The sequence below is a fragment of the Infirmifilum sp. NZ genome, assembly GCF_022693705.1.
Taxonomy (GTDB): domain Archaea; phylum Thermoproteota; class Thermoprotei; order Thermofilales; family Thermofilaceae; genus Thermofilum.
Genome location: NZ_CP094288.1, coordinates 1,586,407 through 1,601,499 on the forward strand (window position 1 = coordinate 1,586,407; position 15,093 = coordinate 1,601,499).

At 55.7% G+C, this 15,093-nt stretch carries 26 protein-coding genes; 16 read left to right on the forward strand and 10 right to left on the reverse strand.

Going from position 1 to position 15,093, the window contains the following annotated elements:
• Window positions 1-21: 21 nt before the first annotated feature.
• From MOV14_RS08670 to MOV14_RS08680, 3 genes are read right to left on the reverse strand one after another with little or no spacing between them, the layout of a single operon-like run.
• Entirely contained in the window at window positions 22-333 is a 312-nt protein-coding gene (locus MOV14_RS08670) for a nucleotidyltransferase domain-containing protein (RefSeq protein ID WP_318536930.1), read from the reverse strand.
• Window positions 317-466, reverse strand: a complete 150-nt coding sequence (locus tag MOV14_RS08675) for a HepT-like ribonuclease domain-containing protein (RefSeq protein ID WP_318536931.1) — start codon at window positions 464-466, stop codon at window positions 317-319. Before MOV14_RS08675 ends, MOV14_RS08670 begins: the two co-directional genes overlap by 17 nt.
• Complete coding sequence (locus MOV14_RS08680; RefSeq protein WP_318536932.1) at window positions 459-680, reverse strand: hypothetical protein; 222 nt, start codon at window positions 678-680, stop codon at window positions 459-461. Before MOV14_RS08680 ends, MOV14_RS08675 begins: the two co-directional genes overlap by 8 nt.
• Window positions 681-820: 140 nt before the next feature.
• Between MOV14_RS08680 and MOV14_RS08685 the strand changes: the two genes are divergently transcribed.
• The 10 genes from MOV14_RS08685 to MOV14_RS08730 all read left to right on the forward strand — a co-directional run bounded on the left by MOV14_RS08685 (window position 821) and on the right by MOV14_RS08730 (window position 7,253).
• Window positions 821-997, forward strand: a complete 177-nt coding sequence (locus MOV14_RS08685) for an antitoxin family protein (protein WP_318536933.1) — start codon at window positions 821-823, stop codon at window positions 995-997.
• A gap of 5 nt (window positions 998-1,002) precedes the next feature.
• Window positions 1,003-1,380: a PIN domain-containing protein gene (locus tag MOV14_RS08690; RefSeq protein WP_318536934.1), complete on the forward strand. Its 378-nt coding sequence runs from the start codon at window positions 1,003-1,005 to the stop codon at window positions 1,378-1,380.
• Window positions 1,381-1,676: 296 nt separating this feature from the next.
• Window positions 1,677-2,069, forward strand: coding sequence for a HEPN domain-containing protein (locus MOV14_RS08695; RefSeq protein WP_318536935.1), 393 nt, complete (start codon window positions 1,677-1,679; stop codon window positions 2,067-2,069).
• On the forward strand, window positions 2,047-2,367 hold the full coding sequence (locus tag MOV14_RS08700) for a nucleotidyltransferase domain-containing protein (RefSeq protein ID WP_318536936.1): 321 nt from the start codon (window positions 2,047-2,049) through the stop codon (window positions 2,365-2,367). The genes MOV14_RS08695 and MOV14_RS08700 overlap by 23 nt, the downstream gene beginning before the upstream one ends.
• 250 nt (window positions 2,368-2,617) lie before the next feature.
• The gene (locus tag MOV14_RS08705; RefSeq protein ID WP_326403766.1) at window positions 2,618-2,890 is read left to right on the forward strand and encodes a DUF6364 family protein; all 273 of its coding nucleotides are present in this window, start codon (window positions 2,618-2,620) and stop codon (window positions 2,888-2,890) included.
• Complete coding sequence (locus MOV14_RS08710) at window positions 2,859-3,299, forward strand: type II toxin-antitoxin system VapC family toxin (RefSeq protein WP_318536938.1); 441 nt, start codon at window positions 2,859-2,861, stop codon at window positions 3,297-3,299. The genes MOV14_RS08705 and MOV14_RS08710 overlap by 32 nt, the downstream gene beginning before the upstream one ends.
• 873 nt (window positions 3,300-4,172) lie before the next feature.
• Entirely contained in the window at window positions 4,173-4,388 is a 216-nt protein-coding gene (locus MOV14_RS08715; protein ID WP_318536939.1) for a hypothetical protein, read from the forward strand.
• 734 nt (window positions 4,389-5,122) lie between these two features.
• Window positions 5,123-5,875: a hypothetical protein gene (locus tag MOV14_RS08720; RefSeq protein ID WP_318536940.1), complete on the forward strand. Its 753-nt coding sequence runs from the start codon at window positions 5,123-5,125 to the stop codon at window positions 5,873-5,875.
• A gap of 707 nt (window positions 5,876-6,582) precedes the next feature.
• A complete protein-coding gene (locus tag MOV14_RS08725; protein WP_318536941.1) occupies window positions 6,583-6,813 on the forward strand; it encodes a hypothetical protein in 231 nt (76 codons plus the stop codon).
• Window positions 6,783-7,253, forward strand: a complete 471-nt coding sequence (locus MOV14_RS08730; protein ID WP_318536942.1) for a type II toxin-antitoxin system VapC family toxin — start codon at window positions 6,783-6,785, stop codon at window positions 7,251-7,253. The genes MOV14_RS08725 and MOV14_RS08730 overlap by 31 nt, the downstream gene beginning before the upstream one ends.
• A gap of 230 nt (window positions 7,254-7,483) precedes the next feature.
• On the opposite strand, the gene MOV14_RS08735 is transcribed toward MOV14_RS08730, so the two are convergent.
• The 3 genes from MOV14_RS08735 to MOV14_RS08740 all read right to left on the reverse strand — a co-directional run bounded on the left by MOV14_RS08735 (window position 7,484) and on the right by MOV14_RS08740 (window position 8,071).
• On the reverse strand, window positions 7,484-7,648 hold the full coding sequence (locus MOV14_RS08735; protein ID WP_318536943.1) for a hypothetical protein: 165 nt from the start codon (window positions 7,646-7,648) through the stop codon (window positions 7,484-7,486).
• A gap of 116 nt (window positions 7,649-7,764) precedes the next feature.
• The gene (locus MOV14_RS09995; RefSeq protein WP_326403696.1) at window positions 7,765-7,893 is read right to left on the reverse strand and encodes a hypothetical protein; all 129 of its coding nucleotides are present in this window, start codon (window positions 7,891-7,893) and stop codon (window positions 7,765-7,767) included.
• Window positions 7,883-8,071 carry a hypothetical protein gene (locus MOV14_RS08740; RefSeq protein WP_318536944.1) on the reverse strand — a complete coding sequence of 63 codons (189 nt, stop codon included), beginning with the start codon at window positions 8,069-8,071 and terminating at the stop codon, window positions 7,883-7,885. The genes MOV14_RS09995 and MOV14_RS08740 overlap by 11 nt, the downstream gene beginning before the upstream one ends.
• A gap of 390 nt (window positions 8,072-8,461) precedes the next feature.
• Here MOV14_RS08740 and MOV14_RS08745 point away from each other — a divergent pair, with 390 nt between their 5' ends.
• The 6 genes from MOV14_RS08745 to MOV14_RS08770 all read left to right on the forward strand — a co-directional run bounded on the left by MOV14_RS08745 (window position 8,462) and on the right by MOV14_RS08770 (window position 12,483).
• On the forward strand, window positions 8,462-9,400 hold the full coding sequence (locus MOV14_RS08745; protein WP_318536945.1) for an LEA type 2 family protein: 939 nt from the start codon (window positions 8,462-8,464) through the stop codon (window positions 9,398-9,400).
• Window positions 9,401-9,608: 208 nt separating this feature from the next.
• Window positions 9,609-10,475 (forward strand): SDH family Clp fold serine proteinase, encoded by an 867-nt coding sequence (locus MOV14_RS08750; protein ID WP_318536946.1) that lies wholly within the window; start codon window positions 9,609-9,611, stop codon window positions 10,473-10,475.
• A gap of 179 nt (window positions 10,476-10,654) precedes the next feature.
• Window positions 10,655-11,305, forward strand: coding sequence for a hypothetical protein (locus MOV14_RS08755; protein WP_318536947.1), 651 nt, complete (start codon window positions 10,655-10,657; stop codon window positions 11,303-11,305).
• A 159-nt stretch (window positions 11,306-11,464) separates the two neighbouring features.
• Entirely contained in the window at window positions 11,465-11,701 is a 237-nt protein-coding gene (locus MOV14_RS08760; RefSeq protein ID WP_318536948.1) for a hypothetical protein, read from the forward strand.
• Entirely contained in the window at window positions 11,691-12,248 is a 558-nt protein-coding gene (locus tag MOV14_RS08765) for a hypothetical protein (protein WP_318536949.1), read from the forward strand. The genes MOV14_RS08760 and MOV14_RS08765 overlap by 11 nt, the downstream gene beginning before the upstream one ends.
• Window positions 12,241-12,483 carry a hypothetical protein gene (locus MOV14_RS08770; RefSeq protein WP_318536950.1) on the forward strand — a complete coding sequence of 81 codons (243 nt, stop codon included), beginning with the start codon at window positions 12,241-12,243 and terminating at the stop codon, window positions 12,481-12,483. Before MOV14_RS08765 ends, MOV14_RS08770 begins: the two co-directional genes overlap by 8 nt.
• A gap of 157 nt (window positions 12,484-12,640) precedes the next feature.
• Here MOV14_RS08770 and MOV14_RS08775 read toward each other — a convergent pair whose 3' ends face one another.
• From MOV14_RS08775 to MOV14_RS08790, 4 genes are all read right to left on the reverse strand, one after another.
• Window positions 12,641-13,651 (reverse strand): 2-hydroxyacid dehydrogenase, encoded by a 1,011-nt coding sequence (locus MOV14_RS08775; protein WP_442786709.1) that lies wholly within the window; start codon window positions 13,649-13,651, stop codon window positions 12,641-12,643.
• A gap of 217 nt (window positions 13,652-13,868) precedes the next feature.
• Window positions 13,869-14,306 (reverse strand): nucleotidyltransferase domain-containing protein, encoded by a 438-nt coding sequence (locus MOV14_RS08780; protein ID WP_318536952.1) that lies wholly within the window; start codon window positions 14,304-14,306, stop codon window positions 13,869-13,871.
• Between the two features lie 50 nt (window positions 14,307-14,356).
• The gene (locus tag MOV14_RS08785; RefSeq protein ID WP_318536953.1) at window positions 14,357-14,722 is read right to left on the reverse strand and encodes a DUF86 domain-containing protein; all 366 of its coding nucleotides are present in this window, start codon (window positions 14,720-14,722) and stop codon (window positions 14,357-14,359) included.
• A gap of 118 nt (window positions 14,723-14,840) precedes the next feature.
• Complete coding sequence (locus MOV14_RS08790; RefSeq protein ID WP_318536954.1) at window positions 14,841-15,092, reverse strand: hypothetical protein; 252 nt, start codon at window positions 15,090-15,092, stop codon at window positions 14,841-14,843.
• Window position 15,093: the final 1 nt, after the last annotated feature.

Below are 15,093 nucleotides of genomic sequence, written 5' to 3' on the forward strand. Positions count from 1 at the left end.
GCAGTAGCGGTTGCCCCTCCTTCAGAACCTTCTCCGCGAACCACGGTGGGGCCTCGTGAGTACTGCTACGTCGATTGGGTAACCCAGTTTCTCCTCTAACTCCCCCTCGAGCCTCAGCTTGTAGTCTAGGAGGTCTCCCTCCGCCGCCACGTACACGGCCACGTCTACGTCTCTGAAGGGGTAGCCCTTCAGGAAGGATCCATATAGGATAGCTAGCCGAACCTCTTCGTGCTTTTCAAGCCCCCTCCTAAGCTTCCCGAGAAGCTCCTCCCTCTCCCGAGGCTTCAGCCTGAAGAACCTGAAACGCTCCCTCTCCTCAAGCTCCAGAGGCATACCGCTCAACCTCCTCGACGAACCCCCTCACCAGCCTAATACCCTCCTCTTTAACCTCCCTGTATACCCTTGCGTCATCGACCTCCCAGTACCTATGCACGATCAAGTTCCTCAGCCTGACCAGCTTAATCATCCCCCGCCCGCATCCCTTGACAGTACACCACGCTCTGCGAGCTTCCCAAATACCTGTACGTTCCTTCAGCTTCCTCACTGAGCCGCTCACGGAGTATGTGTAGCCCTATCGATGTTGCTGCTTCAACTATCTCCACCACGCCGAGGCGCAGCGTATACCTATTTCTCACATTACCGATGAATTCGCTTAAGTTTGATGAGACGGGACTCTCCACTACTCTGAGGGGCTTCTTAACCTCTTCTAAAAGCCTTGAGGCTCTTTCCCTATCTGCGTGACTTGCAACTCCGCTCGAGAGTAGCCGTACAGCCTAATGTACCTAAGATTTATAAGGTATTCTATACCTTGACATCATGGATGGCTAAGGTCATTGAAGCTATATACGAAGGGGGTGTCTTAAAGCCCTTGGAGAAGCTTAACATCCCTAACGGTGTACGTGTGCGTATACGCATCGAATGTATGTACGGACTGCTGAGGGATTGGAAGATAGATGCGCAGAAACTTAAAGACGAGCTTAGGAGTATCCATGGCTGAGGGCGTTGCCTCGCTACTACGCTGATACCTACGCACTTATAGAAATACTTCGCGGTAATCCAGCATACGAGAAGTATGCTGAGGAAGAGCTCATCACAAGTGAGTTTAATTTACTTGAACTAGCCTATGCATTGGTGCGAGATTACGGAGTGGATAGAGCGCTGGTGGTATTGAGCATAGTTAGAGCTACTGTAGATATAGTTACACCTACAAATGAAGACTATGTTGAAGCTGCCGCATTACGCATAAAACTCAGGCAGGAGGGGAGAAACCTATCTATCATAGATGCTTTAGGCTATGCTCTAGCCAGAAAGCATGGAGCGTTATTTCTAACAGGTGATAAAGAGTTCAAGGATCTTGAAGGAGTTGAATGTATAAAGTAATGCCTTTCGCGCTCGATTCGTTACAATTAATGATGATTCTTGCTGTTGAAGAAATTTAAGACAATGACCTTGCAGAAGCCTCACCAATGATGCGGACGAGTTATCTATTTCGAAACCCATGAGTGAAATTATGAACACTAACGAACCTTATGAGGCATTCAAGAGATCCTGGAGAAGCTGCTCGGGCGGGGGATCCGGGGGAATTCACGCAGGAAAGGTATTTTTGGGCGTTCGCCTCTGTTCAAGCGGGCTGTTAGCTCATGGCTCTGATCCGCGTGTAGTGGGGGTGGACTGCTTTGGCTAGGTTCGAGGAGCACCGGTACCTTGTAGAGAGGTCCAGGAGGTTCTTTGAGACGGCTCTCATGCAGATCGAGAGGGGTTTCTACGACCTAGCGGCTTTCAGCCTCGAGCAGTCCCTCCAGCTGTTCCTGAAGGCCTGCCTCCTGAAGCTGGGGGTCGACCCCCCTAGGACTTGTAGCGTCAGGAGGCTGCTGGAGCTCGTAGCCGAGGTGAGCGGTAGGGATGAGGTTAGGGAGCTCCTCCAAGGATTCGCCGTCGAGTTAGGCGCCCTCGAGGACGCCTACATATCGTCCAGGTACGTGGGCAGGGAGTACACTAGGGAGGAGGTTGAGCTGCTCAGGAGGGTTGTTGAGGAGGTTGAGAGGGTTGTCGGAGAGGCTTCTTGTTGAAGAGGCTAAGCGACGCGCGGAGGTCTTCAGGAACCTCGAGGAGCGCCTCAGGGTTATCGCTGAGGTAGTCAGGGAGATGGACCGGGACGCCAGGGTTTACCTCTTCGGGAGCGTGGCCGAGGGCAGGCACCTTCTGTCGAGCGACATCGACGTGCTGGTGGTCACGAGGAGGTCGCCGGGTGAGGTGCTCGCGAGGCTCTGGGAGAAGGGCATCGGAGACCCCTTTGAGGTGCACGTGGTAACCGAGGAGATGCTCGAGCTGTACCGGCGGAGGGCGAGGCTCGTGGAAATAGCTTAATGAGCACTGTCAGGTAGGGCGCTACCTCCGGTGCGGCGAAGGCTCTTTTCACTGGCCTTAGCTGCTTTAGGCGCTACAATAGCCTGCTCAGGGCGACTCTCTTGGGCAGGAGGTGTGGCGCTTCGATCGAGGCGTAAGTAGCTTTCGCTGTTCTCTCACCGGGTGCCTGCCAGCTTCGTTCTGACGCTTGAAACCCTATAAATATCTAAACCTACGTATCTACTGACGGTGTATTGCCCTGGCTAGGAAGATCAAGGTCACCCTCTCACTCAGGGAGGATGTCGTCAGGAGGGCTAAGAGTAGGCTTGCGATGGAGGGTAGGAGTTTCAGTGGTGTTGTAGAGGAGCTCTTGCGGATGTACGACGAGTTGAGCTTCCTCGATGAGCTCTGCGGGAGACTGGGCCTTGAGAGCAGGTTTTATACGGACTCGGAGGTTGTAGCAAACAGACCCTCGGGGCTTAGGGCTGAGGAGGTGGCGCGCGAGGTCCGGGATGGGCGCTCAGAGAGCCTACCTGTACACTAGCGCCGCCGTCGAGAGGTACGTGACCGAGGAGGGAAGTTCGCGGGTCGACGCGCTCTACAGAGAGGCTCATGCCGGGAACCTCATGATCGGCTTCTCGGTGTGGAACATAGGTGAAGTTGCCGTCGTTTTAGACAAGTATGAGAAGAGGGGTGTCATAGGGGATGCTAGAGAGGTCTTCGCGAGGTTCATCGGCGAGACGAGGCTTCTCGCAAGGCTTAACCAGCTGAGGCTGGTGTCGCTGAAATACGACGCGCTCGCCAGTGCTATAGGCTACGTGTTCAAGCACGGGATCTACATAGCCGACGCTGTTCAGCACGCATCGGCTAGAGGGTTCGACGCCTTCTTGACTTACGATAAAAGGCTGGCCAGGCTGGCTGAGGTAGAAGGGTTGAGACTATATCCGGGGTAAATAAGCACATGGAGTCGCCAGGAGAAGGATGAAGTCCGCTTAAGAGACATTGCTTCATGCAGCTAACTTTGTCGGAAAACTCCTGGATCTCTCAATGTGAATGCTGACTAATAACACGAGGAGGGTGAGTGACCGTCGTAAGTACTCCTGGGAGAAATTATGGGAAGCTTAAAAGCATGGCTGAGGCGCGGGGCGGTCAGCGGAGGGCTACGCGAGGGGCCTAGTAGCCGAGTAGGTCAACCCGGGCAACCTGGCTGAGTTCTACTGGGAAGCCGCGGCGGTATTAATGAAGCAGGCTAGGGATAAGCTCGCCAAGGGCGAATTCAGGCAAGCTGGTGAAAGGCTCGAAGCGCCGTAGCCCTCGCGCTGAAGAGCTTAGCCTACGAGCGGAAGGGTGTAAGGCTTTTAGGTCACGGTTAGCTCCGGGAGTACGTGAGGGGCTTGTAGAGGAGACTGGTGATGAGGAGCTCGGTAGGCTTTGGATGTCGGTTAGTCCCATGCATGTGAGTTTCTGCGAGGGCTGGGCGATCCGGAAGCACGCCGAGGGGTTGTCGAGGACACCGAGAGATTCATGGAAAGGATAAAGTAGCTCATATAAGTTCCTCTCTTCCAGCCCCACCAGTACCCTTCAGGTCCTCATAATCTTCGCCCGGATGGAGTCTCACCGTTGACTCCTGCGCCATTGGAATCTGGATAGCGTTGCCCGGCGACCTCCTGAGATGGGCTCCTCAGAAGGGTGAAGAGAGCTGTGAGTAAGGCGCGGCCTGTGGATTGGATCTGTTACCTGTAAGCTTCAAGATGATTATGTTTATTGTTTATATTGTTTATAATGTTTATAATGTAGACTTGTATACTATATTCGAAGTGATCTGTATGCGTAACAGAGATAGTACAACCATCAGGATCTCCAGGTCAACGCTCAGAATGCTGGAGCGTGAACGCCAAAAGATGGGTGTAAAATCCCTCGACATGGTCATACGGGAGCTCGTGGTGAGGAAGAGGAAGGGGGTTTTGGAGGAGGTCTTCGGCATCGACAGGGGAAGGGTGAAACCGTTCACCGAGGAGGATCGCGGTGAAGATCGTGGTTGACTCCTATGCATGGATAGAGCTCTTCACTGGCCGCGCCTGGCACATCTGCCCGCTTCACTTTTCTGAGGACCCCCCTTTAGGGGTGTCATGGGTCGCCCCTTTTCGGGGCGGGCCGCGTCCTAGCGGCCTTCAGCCCGCGTCGCCGCGGGCACATCCCCTCTTCGCGCCGCGCGGGGCACCCACCCACGGCCCTCTGACCGGGGTGGGAACTGGTGACACTCACTACTCCACCTGGTTAAGGGGGCTTATCTCCTTTTCGCTTTAAAGGCTGAAAGTGGAAACAAAGCTGGGTACTACCTGAAGTTGCTGGACTACGGCTTCCTGAGGAGGAGCCCCCACCACGCAGGCGTCACCGTTTCCGTTACCGAGAAGGCGCTGTGGGTGCTGGCGCTTGGCGAGTAGCACTGCGGTCGCAGGCCCTCTCCGTCAGGTAGACGTAGCGTGTGTTGCCGACCACCGTCTCCCCGACGAAGCTAGCCGAGCGGAGCCTCTCGAGGGCGCTGGCCATGGTAGCTGGTGTTCCTCATGCCGAAGGCTTTGGTGTGGAGCTTGGGCTGAGGAGGCCGGGGTGTAAGCCTGCTGCGGGGCATTGTCGCGCGCCCGGGTAGCTTTCCATGGTATTGAGGGGCCGAGGGGGTGAGAGGCGAGGTAGCTGGGCGCGGTTGCGGCTGAAGCATTATAGCAGGTTTTTATAGAACCCTTCTTATTGGTAACGTGAGGTAAGGGTTAAGGGTATGGGCTCTGACCTGAAGCTTGAGCTGCTAAGGCTGCTGCGAGAGGATGAGGAGTTCAGGCTAGCGGTGGCTGGCCTGCTGGGCCTCGGCGAGATCCTCGAGGAGCTCAGGAAGCTCAGGGAGGACTTTAATGCCTTCGTGCGGGAGAGCGCGAAGAGGTGGGAGGAGAACGCTAGAAGATGGGAGGAGAATGCTAAGCGGTGGGAGGAGAATGAGAAGAGGTGGGAGGAGCTCAACAAGAGATGGGAGGAAAACGCGAGACTGTGGGAGGAAAACATGAGGAGATGGGAGGAGAACGCTAAGCGGTGGGAGGAGAATGCTAGGAGATGGGAGGAGGCCGACAGGAAGTTCAGGTGGCTTATGACGGCCTTAGCGGAGATCAGGGACTCGCTTGGCGGCGCCTTTGAGTACTACACGGCCAACGTGGTGAAGGCTTTGCTCTCCGAGAGAGGCTTCATATGCGGTGTTAGGGTGAACGTCACTCTGCCTGTGGACGGGTTCAGGGAGGTGGATGTCTTCTGCCCAGAACCCCTAGTGGTGGGCGAGGCCACGACGTCTCTCAGAACCATAGAGGAGGCGGAGCGGGAGCTAGCGAAGCTGCTGTCGAACGTGGAGGCCGCGGAGAGGTTCACGGGGAGGAAGGCCTACGTGAAGGTCTTAGCTGTGGAGACAGCGCCGGCCGACGTCGTTGAGCACCTCAGGAGAAGGGCTGCGGAGCTGAACGTGTACCTCATAGTGGGTAGGGAGTACTAGCCGCCGGCCTAGCTTCTCGCCAGCTTCTTCCCTAAGTTAGTCCTGTTGCCGCGGTTAGTCGAGTAAGCTGGCAGGCTCTCTGCAGCGGCGTTGGTTCGAACCAGTCTGCGCCCCGGCGTATCTGCTCCTCCACTAATACGATGCCCCTTCTCGGTTTGTCATAGGCTCAGCGCCTTCGGCTAGCCCTGCCACGCCCCCCGGTCAGGCAGTCATCGGGGTGCTGCCGAGACACGATCTCTCTGATAAGACTTTGAAGGGTCTTTGGGGGCGATGGTCCAAGGGCAGATCCCTAGAGGAGCTTGCCAGTGAAGCTGTACTAGGGGTTCTCAACGCGGAGGATCGCAAAAAGCTGGACTTTACCTGAAACTCTGTGAAAAGTACATGCGCGAAGCTGGGGAGATCTTGGCTAAGGGGGCTGCTCTCATGCTTCAGTAAAAGCTTGGAAGCCTTAACTGAGGACAGCGGTTTTCCCGTTAAAGGTCTTTTAAGGTCTCTGCATGCTTCTTGGTGTTCTTAAGCTACTCAGACCTTTTCTCGTAGCTGGCTTTTAGCCGCTTCGGGTTTTCCAGTCTACAATTCTGTAAAGGGGAATAAAAACGGTAGGGTGGTTAAAGGACGTAGGGATTCCTCCTTAAGTCTACTATAGGGGTATCTTATACAAGGCAACATTAATATATACCGGATGGTAGTCTGGAATGGTGAGCTATTTGGGTAGGCTTGTGAACGTATCTGTGAAGGTTCCGGAAGAGCTGAGGGAGTTGATGCGGCAAGTGAATGTTAACTGGAGTGAGTACCTTAGGGAGGTGATAAAGGCAAGAATAAGGGAGGAGCTTGCAAAGGAGGCATCAAAAAAGCTTGATGAGATCCAAGCTAGAGCTGTGAGGGTGCCGACAGAGGTTGTTGTGAGGTGGCTGAGGGAGGAGAGAGAACGAAGGTAAGGTTAGTGGTAGATGCAAGTGTTGCTGTAAAATGGATTATACCCGGTGAGCCTTGGGAGAAAGAGGCCAAAGCATTAAAGAATGGTATCGTCCTTGGCCGGTTAGAAGCGTATGCACCCGAGCTTATAGTTTATGAGCTTGCCTCGGCGATATCTAAAGCTGTTAAGAGCAAAGTCCTAGAACCACAGGATGGAGCCGAAGCCCTCAAAGCTGTTGGCTTCCTTGGAATAAACCTAGTCCAAGTATCCTGGCAGGAGGCCGCTGAGATCCTCGGGTTAGCCACCACCACGGGATTAACAACATACGATGCAACGTATCTCTGGCTTTCGAAGAGGTTAAAAGCCAAATTGGTCACAGCGGATGAAGAGCTTAAACGAAAAGGAGAAGTCGTTACGGATACGATTTTACTGGCTGAGCTAAAGTTCCCGGCAGAACAGTGATGTGGTAATTTAAGAGGAGAGCACATTAATAAGATCCTTCTTGGAATGCACGAGCTCGAAAACGGCATAAGGTAACATCCTGGCCCTGCAAGGCGTCGTAAGCGCTTTGGAAGAATTGCTGGGAGCCGAGGCGCCAAGGTGTGTCTCTGTAGCGGTGAGTTGTTTAAAGTGTGTCGCCCTGACTTCGCTTACGGGAAGTCTGGAAGCTCTTTGCCTGAGCGTTTTTACGGCTAAGTTGCGTCGCTGGGTATTACTATCGTTGTCTCTGTTCGCCTTAACCCCCTTTTCTTCAGCTCCTCGTAGGCATCCAGGAGTCTTCCGTACTCCTCTGTCGCGTACAGCACCTTCCCCTCCTCTAGCGCGTCCACGATCAGCGGGTTGCACTTCTTGAGCATGGCGAGTGCCTCCTCCAGCGTGTAGGGGTGCGGCTCAACCTCTATCGGTATATCTCCCAGCGCTTCAAGTACCCTGCCGACCCTGTCCAGGTACTTTTCCTTGAAGTCTGATATGATTAGCAGGTCAAAGTCGCTCCAGGGCTTCCAGTCGCCCTCGCTCTTGACCCAAACAGTAAGACGGCTTTGGCGCCGAACTCCCTCCGGAGCCTTTCCATGACCTCTTCCAGCTCTCTCTCAACCCCCACAGCGTATCACCTTCTCCGCGTACTCTAGTATTTTCCTAGCGGCCTCTAAAGCTCTCCGCGAGCTCTCTTCGTCGTATGCCTCATGAGTAGTTCCAGCCGGGTGTGCGTTCGGGTACCTGGCCGCGCCTGGCACATCGATTCCTTCACTGATCCGGGGCCCCCTCTTCGGGGTACTCATGGGCTCCGCGCCTTCGGTCCGCCCCGCCAACCTGCGCCCACTAGGGGCTGTGCGGCAGGGCTGCCTCAGGCGCCACAACACCTTAACGAGTCCCGTCAGCTCGAGCCGCCTGGCGACGCTCTCCCAGACCTCCGCTTACCTCGACTATCATGGCTAAGCGCGCGAGGAGGGTTATAAGCGTTCACAGAGGCTGTGGCTGATGGGAGCCGAGGAGGCGTGTAGGTGTTGCTCGGCCACCCACCAGCAACCCCCTCTCTAGTCCGCTCGAAGCGAGGGAATTAATGGGTCGAAAACGGGAAGAAAAGGGAGAAGGGTTAAAAGACTATCAGTACGCGTCGTAAGCTTTAAGCGCGTTGGCCGCGCTTTTTCCTCTAAAAGGTGTGCTTGCAGGTGGGTGGGAAGAGAAGGGGGGTGCTGCTCGCCGCTTTGGTGGGGGCTGTTGTAGCTTTTGCGCTGGGCTACCTCTACTGGTACGGCTTCAGGGCTCCCGGTGAGGCTGTGAAGCCTGAGGTGGTGGGTGTTGAGCTTTCGTGGGGTGGGGTGAACGACAGCGTGACCGAGGTGCTGGCTAGGGTTGTGGTCTACAACCCAAACCCTTTCCAGATAGAGGTCAAGAGGGTGACATTCGACTTGTACATGAACGGCTTAAGGGTGGGGTCAGGTGAGTGTGGAGGTTACGCTTTGGCTGGCAGAGGGAACACTACGATAACTCTGAGGGGCTTCCTGGACAACGAGAAGATTCCGGAGTGGTTTGTATCTCACGTGTCGCGGGGGGAGAGGACGGAGATCAGGGTAAGTGGAGTGGCTGTCATAGACTTGAAGCTAGCGGAGGCCTCCTACCCGTTTGACAAGGAGTTCACCTTCAAGACGGACCTCCTCTCGGGGCTGAACGTGACGGAGCCCCAGGAGGTATCGCTGGGGCCGCTGGTGCTGTTTCTGAAGGAGCTCGAGACCAGATGGGGTAGCGTGGGACCCGAAGGGGTCGAGGTGAACCACAAGCTTGTGCTGTTTAACCCTCAGCCGCTCCCCATCCCTCTGCCTGTGATCGAGTACAAGGTGTACGTGAATGGCGTGGAGGTGGGAGAGGGCTCGACGCGAAGAATCGTCGTGCTGAGCCCAGGGAAGGACACCGTGCTACTCTTCACAACGAGCCTGAACCCAAGCTTCCTCAGCAGGTGGTGGGTGACGCATATCAGGAACGGGGAGCGGACGAGGCTCGTAGTGGAGGCTTACTCTACGGTAGAGGTGGCGGGGGAGAAGTACAGCTTCGAGGTGTACAGGCTGGAAAAGCTCATCGAGACAAATATACTTGGAGGGCTCCGCCCCTGAGCTTCGGGCACTTTTCTCTGCCCGCTTAGGGCTTGAGTCCCGGTGGTAGCCTGCTGGGACTTGCCTGAGAACCGCGAAGAGGTTCTCGCCGACGAGGCGCGGCTGTTCAGGTGCGGGTGTTGCGTTTTCAATTTAGCTCACCGCAGGGCCCCTGGGCTGCGAAGGTTTTTATTTTTCCACGTTGATGGGGGTACGTGGGTGTCTTGGTTTGGACGGCTTCTCGGATGTGGTGTCCCTGCTGTTCTGGCTCTTGATGCTGTACGTTTTCGTCAACCCGCAGTTGGCGATGAGGGCGCTAACTAACGCGAGGATGAGGGTCATAAGGCGTATCGAGGAGAGGTACGGCTGGAGGGTTGTGACGCTTATCCACAGGCAGGAGACGGTGAGCTTCTTCGGGATACCGGTGTACAGGTACATAGACGTGGACGACTCCGAGGCCGTTATAAGGGCTATAAGGTCCACTCCGCCCGACATGCCGATAGCGCTGATCCTGCACACCCCCGGTGGACTCGTCCTGGCCGCGGCGCAGATCGCGATGGCCTTGAAGAGGCACCCTGCCCGTAAGATCGTCATCGTCCCGCACTACGCGATGAGCGGCGGCACCCTGATCGCCCTCGCGGCTGATGAGATATACATGGACCCGGACGCCGTCCTCGGGCCCCTCGACCCGCAGATCCAGACGCAGATGGGGGTTCTGCCGGCGCCGAGCATCGTGAGAGTCGCGAGGGAGCGGGGGGACAAGGCGTCGGACGAGATGCTGGTGTACGCCGACATAGCCGAGAAGGCGCTCAGGGAGGTTCAGGGCATAATAGTCTCTCTGCTCGACGGGAAAATGCCCAGGGAGAAGGCCCTCGAGGTCGCGAAGAAGCTGACCGAGGGCGGATACACCCACGACTACCCCATAACCGTGGAGGAGGCCAGGAGCATGGGGCTTCCCGTAAGGACGGACGTGCCGCCGGAGGTGTACGCGCTGATGGAGCTTTACCCGCAGACACACCAGCAAAGGCCGGGCGTTGAGTACATACAGAGACCCCTATACCCCGCTAGGGCGGGAACGGAGCGCCCTCAGCGTTAAAGCGCTACCGGCACCCTTTCTCTCCACCCCCTACAGCCCCCTATGCGGCTCTCTACACAAAATATCAGGTTTTTGAGCTTGGCGCTGTTTTTCCCTTACTCGTCGGCTTGGCAACTGGGACCTACCCCCGCTAGGCTTATTAATTTTTTAAGCCGTAGCAACTACTAGCTAGCAGGGCTATGGCTTCGCTCAGAGAGGAGTTCCTGAAGCTACTGGAGGAGGATCGAGAGTTCCGGTACGCTGTGGCAGGCTACCTTGGGGTGCTCGAGCTCCTCAAGAGGCTGGACGCATTGGCTGAGGAGCAGGAAAAAATCTGGAAGGAAATCAAAGGCATCAGGGAGGAGATTAAGGCTATCAGGGAGGAGCAGAAAATGCTTAGGGAAGACTTTAACAGGGCTATTCGGGCTTTGGACAGGAGGCTTGTGAGAGTGGAGCGCACCCTTGAGAAGCTCACGGTAGACATAGAGGAGGAGGCGAGGTCAATCATCAGGCACAGGCTTAAGGCTGAGCTGGGCTTAGACGTAGAGCTCGCCCCCCTCGTCCTCCCAGAGCTGGAGGTCGACGTCTACGGCGTGTCCGGCGATGTGTGCGTCGTTGGCGAGGTAGCGGTTAGGAGCGGGCTGGGTGAGCTGCGCAGGCTCCTGAAGAAGCTCGAGCTCCTGAAGAGCAGGTACCCGGAGAAGCTGAGGCCTAAAACGGTACTGGTCATCTACACTTCCCTCGCGCTACCGGAGCTCGTCGAGGAGGCAAAGGCGAAGAACGTGTGGGTTTTGAAGGCGACGCAGGACTACTACAAGCCGGACTTCGCAAAAACGCCCGGAGACCCATAGCTCTCCCCCCAGCACGGCGTGACCGCGTCGCAGCAGGTGAAAGTGCATTTCAGTTAGCGAAACCAGTGTTGGTTTGACTGCTTTCAAATCGGCGAACAGCTTCACTCATCGAAATCCTGCTCGCAGGAAGGTTTAATAGCGAGGCCCAAGCAGTAAGTAATGGAGATGCTCGAACTAAGGGCGCGTGTGTCGCTGGAGGACGTGGAGGAGGCTAGGAGGGTTAGGAGGGAGCGCGCTGACTGGGTTTTTATCGAGAGGCAGCCGCCCAGGGTTAGGGCGGCCCTGAGGTACTACGTCGAGACGGGAGACATGTACGTGGCTTCGAGGATAGCGGGTTTAACTGTCGAGGAGTTTAACGAGCTCAGAGTGAGGGCTAGGATACCGAATGTCGGCTAGGTTCGCGATAGCTGATACATGCTTTGTAATCGACTGGGCCCGCTTTCGGCACAGGGATCTAATCTTCAGGGTTTTCAGCACCGTTTTTGTACCCGAGTCAGTTCTAAGGGAGATAAAATCCGAGAACACCGTCGAGTGGGTTGCCTCCTCCCTCGCCGCAGGAGGGATGTCTGTGTACACGGAAACACCAGACGAGCTCGAGGAGGCTAGGAGGCTCGTTGAAGAGTCGAGGAGGCTTAGGTTAGCTGTGCCCGTGGACCTGCCCGAGGCCCTCTGCTTGGTGGTTGGGAGAAGGAGGGGCTACACCGTGCTGACGGAGAACAAGGGTGCAATAATGGCCGTGGACTTCCTGGAGCCCTACGCGAGCGTCATCGTCTGGAGAGCCCTCGAGCTTCTCGTCGCGGCGGTGAGGGAGGGCGCGCTCAAAGTGGACTGCGCAGAGGTAGGCGCGCTCTTCGAAGCCTACGAGGCTGATACGGGGCACTTCTTCCCAAGGAGAGATTTAGCCAAGGCACTGGAGCTGGTGAGGGGTGAGGTCTGTGGGTGAAAGTAGTATAGAGGAGAAGAAAAGGAAGTGGGCTGAGCTCGAGGAGGAGGCTAGGAGGGTTAGGAGGGAGCGCGCTGACTGGGTTTTTATCGAGAGGCAGCCGCCCAGGGTTAGGGCGGCCCTGAGGTACTACGTCGAGACGGGAGACATCAGGAGGGCCGCGCTGTTCGCGGGGCTCGACTTAGAGGACTTCCGGGAGCTCCTCAGGAAGGCGAAGATACCGGTAGTTGTGTAGCACGCGGCCCGGCTCCGAAAGCCTTGAGCCTCAGTGATTACGGAGAAAAATTCGCGACGCGCCTCATGCTCCGCTACCGCTAACCGCTACGTTAACCTCTCTCAGAACCTGCACTACGCTGCAACCCCGCAGGGCTCTCAGGCCGGGGATCGGTACTTCACTGCATCTTACGCGCTTTGAGAACATCCGCGACCTCAGGGTTCACCGGGAATCTAGGAGCCTCGCCATGTAGGACTCTGAGTATCTCCTCTGCCGCTGTGACCGCAAGCCTCACTCTGCACTCAACGGTGTTTGAAGCTATGTGAGGGGTCATTGTTAAGTTTACATCGTCGCCTAGCGTCAAGAGGGGGTCGTCGGGCGGGAGGGGTTCGCGCTCGAAAACATCGAGTCCCGCGCCGGCGATCCAGCCCTCCCTTAGGGCTTTGGCAAGGGCTTGCGTGTCGATGATGGCGCCGCGGGAGGTGTTGACGAGTATTGCTGTGGGCTTCATCATCCGCAGCTCTCTCTCGCCGATCATGTGGTATGTCTCCGGGGTTAGTGGCACGTGAAGTGTTACGAAGTCAGACTCCCTGAGCAGGTACTCTAAGTTGTGGAACTCGACGCCCAGCTCTCTCTCAGCGTTCTCTCTCCTCACCTTGTCGTAGTAAATCACCCTCATTCCAAAGCCTTTAGCTCTCCTCGCCACAGCCTGGCCGATTCTCCCAAGCCCGATGATCCCAAGGGTCTTTCCCCAAACGTCGAAGCCCATGAAGAGGAAAGGGTTCCTGGATACCCACTTCCCCGACTTAATGTACTGCGTAGCTGGGTGGACTTTCCTCGCAAGGCACAGCAGGTGAGCAAAAGCCATGTCAGCCACAGTCTCAGAGCTAACCGGGGCTATTGTAACCCAGATTCCACGCTGGGTCGCCGCTTGCACGTCAACGTTATCATAGCCTATGCCGTGCCTAGCTATCACCCTCAGCTTTCCCGCACTCTCGATAACTTTACTAGTGACGGGCTCCACGTTCAAGGAGACGAGAAGGCCGTCGGCCTCCCTAACCGCCTCGATCAGTTCCTCCTCGGTTCTAGGGGGTTCACTGAAGACGAAGACTTCAGCCTCCCTCTGGAGCAACCTGATACCCTCCTCGCGGATAGGCGCCGTCACAACAACCCTGTACCTCCTCCCCATCCCATAGCCGCCGAAAGCACTCACAACGGTGAACTCTATAAGCTTGACACCTAACCCGTAAGCTTGTTCCTTAAGGCAAGCCTCATCAGTGCATGCAGCCCCCTTACGCTTTTAAAAAGCCATCAAATCACCTCGTCGTTTTAAGGTACGCTCGGCTACTAGTTGAAAGCTCCAGGTCACCGAGAGTGCGGGAAAATCATTTCAAGGAGGTTACCTTTTATGCTCGAACAGCTCTGTGTATCTTCGCCTTAATGTCCCCGATTTCCTGCTGGGACTTGAACCTCAGCCTAGCCGCAAGAGCAGGGACTCTTTCGATTAAGACTACGCCTCCCAGCGCTCTAACACGGAATTGGGGTGGGGCGTAATCCACTACTCTCACGTCCACTGGTATGCCTACGAGGCGCGAAAGGCTTTCTGAGAGCTCGTCCTCGTACTCCTCCACTCTAGCGTACGGCACAGTGTACCCTGTGAAAACAGCAACGTCTATGTCGCGGAACAGCTGGTTTTTCACGAAGCCTCCATAAACCGTGGCCGCGAGCACATCTCCTCTCGTCCGTAGCGTCTCGCGCAGCAGGTCGATTAGCTGAGCTCTTTCACCGGGTTCCAGCATGTGGAACTCGAACTTTCTCCTATCTTCAAGGATCCTTAGCGACAAACTCCGACACCTCCCTTATAAACATCTCGACGACATCTGCTCCTCCACTTTTAGCTGCTGTATATATTTTCGCGTCGTCTATACTCCAGTATCTGTGCACTACCCATGTTGCGCAGCGAAGCCAAAGAGGCCATTCCCTCTGCAGTCCTAAAGCTAATCACCCCCCTTTCAGCTAACTTAAGGAAAACCTCTCTGTAGCTCCCGGCCCCCTCGCCGAAGCACTGCTTAAGTATTGCTACACCCAAATCCGCAGCGGACTCGACCACAAGCACCACCGAGTACCTCATTGCAAACCTTAAGCTCCTGCTGCGCATGAACTCGTCTAAACTCAAAGCTGTAATCTTCCCGATTTCTTCGAGTCCCTCCCTTAGCTCTTGCACAACACTTTGAAAATACTCCTTGTCAACTCGAGCCATGTTTCTTCAGAGCCCCTATGTACTTGTCTCCGCCCTTTATTTAAACCTCGACTCTAGCTCAAACCTAGGCACCTTGGGGTTCATCAGGCTCCGCCACTCTCCCGCGTTCCTTCGCATATCAGCTTATCATCTCAACCTGCCTCTCCGATTCATCTCTTTGGATATAAGATGAAACTCTAGCATATCCGGCTATCTTCCGCTCCTCGGGAAGACTCATTATGCATTTAGTCTCTGGGACTCCACGTTTACCGTCATACTGTTCTAACACAGTGTACCTTACTCTCCTTGTCCCGTTTCTGCAAATCCTTAGATAAACGCCAACTATCTCAGTAGCTTCCTTCATTGCATATAGCTTTCCAACTTCGCTCATT

Bases quoted from the DNA above. Each gene is read 5' to 3' on its own strand.
- MOV14_RS08735 (WP_318536943.1), bottom strand. From the start codon at position 7,648: ATGCTCAAGAAGTGCAACCCGCTGATCGTGGACGCGCTAGAGGAGGGG.
- MOV14_RS08720 (WP_318536940.1), top strand. From the start codon at position 5,123: ATGGGCTCTGACCTGAAGCTTGAGCTGCTAAGGCTGCTGCGAGAGGAT.
- MOV14_RS08670 (WP_318536930.1), bottom strand. From the start codon at position 333: ATGCCTCTGGAGCTTGAGGAGAGGGAGCGTTTCAGGTTCTTCAGGCTG.
- MOV14_RS08755 (WP_318536947.1), top strand. From the start codon at position 10,655: ATGGCTTCGCTCAGAGAGGAGTTCCTGAAGCTACTGGAGGAGGATCGA.
- MOV14_RS08765 (WP_318536949.1), top strand. From the start codon at position 11,691: ATGTCGGCTAGGTTCGCGATAGCTGATACATGCTTTGTAATCGACTGG.
- MOV14_RS08675 (WP_318536931.1), bottom strand. From the start codon at position 466: ATGATTAAGCTGGTCAGGCTGAGGAACTTGATCGTGCATAGGTACTGG.
- MOV14_RS08785 (WP_318536953.1), bottom strand. From the start codon at position 14,722: ATGGCTCGAGTTGACAAGGAGTATTTTCAAAGTGTTGTGCAAGAGCTA.
- MOV14_RS08790 (WP_318536954.1), bottom strand. From the start codon at position 15,092: ATGAGCGAAGTTGGAAAGCTATATGCAATGAAGGAAGCTACTGAGATA.
- MOV14_RS08740 (WP_318536944.1), bottom strand. From the start codon at position 8,071: ATGAGTACCCCGAAGAGGGGGCCCCGGATCAGTGAAGGAATCGATGTG.
- MOV14_RS08775 (WP_442786709.1), bottom strand. From the start codon at position 13,651: ATGGGGAGGAGGTACAGGGTTGTTGTGACGGCGCCTATCCGCGAGGAG.
- MOV14_RS08685 (WP_318536933.1), top strand. From the start codon at position 821: ATGGCTAAGGTCATTGAAGCTATATACGAAGGGGGTGTCTTAAAGCCC.
- MOV14_RS08715 (WP_318536939.1), top strand. From the start codon at position 4,173: ATGCGTAACAGAGATAGTACAACCATCAGGATCTCCAGGTCAACGCTC.
- MOV14_RS08710 (WP_318536938.1), top strand. From the start codon at position 2,859: ATGGGCGCTCAGAGAGCCTACCTGTACACTAGCGCCGCCGTCGAGAGG.
- MOV14_RS08760 (WP_318536948.1), top strand. From the start codon at position 11,465: ATGGAGATGCTCGAACTAAGGGCGCGTGTGTCGCTGGAGGACGTGGAG.